Here is a 467-nt window from a genome sequence, read left to right on the forward strand (position 1 = left end):
GACGAACCAGTCGTCGTGGATGAGCACCGCGGCGTAGCCGCAGACGTCGGTGCCCGTCCAGACCCTGCCGATGGTCGTCAACAGCTGTACCGTCTTAGCGTCACCGACCTGGAACGAGCCGTTCGCGGTTCCGCGAGGCATAGCGCTGCCGCGCGCCCCCCGCACTCGTTCCAGGATTCGGCCCTGCCCTGGCCCCCTGCCCTCGACCCGGCGCGAGTCGGGTAGCTAGGTGGCACCTTGTCAGAGCTCGTGTCCGTTCATCCGACGCTGCATCAGGTCCGCTACCAGCTGGACACCACCAAGCTGATCCGCCAGGCGGCGGTGTCCCACCCCCAGCAGGTGATCATCTCTCGGGACACGGCCGGCGCTTGGCCAACGACGTCGCACGCGGCGACAAGGAATCGGGTGGCACGCACGGCCCTACAGATAGCCGGAATACCAGTGAGCCAGGTAAGCGCGCCAGGCGC

At 67.7% G+C, this 467-nt stretch carries 1 protein-coding gene; it reads left to right on the forward strand.

Annotated features, from left to right (window positions below; all coding sequences use genetic code 11):
• Positions 1-237: 237 nt before the first annotated feature.
• Positions 238-467: hypothetical protein (locus HUX53_RS39740; protein WP_217918932.1), on the forward strand; the 230-nt coding region annotated here is incomplete at its 3' end.

The organism is Actinomadura sp. BRA 177 (assembly GCF_013372625.1).
Classification (GTDB): Bacteria; Actinomycetota; Actinomycetes; order Streptosporangiales; family Streptosporangiaceae; genus Spirillospora.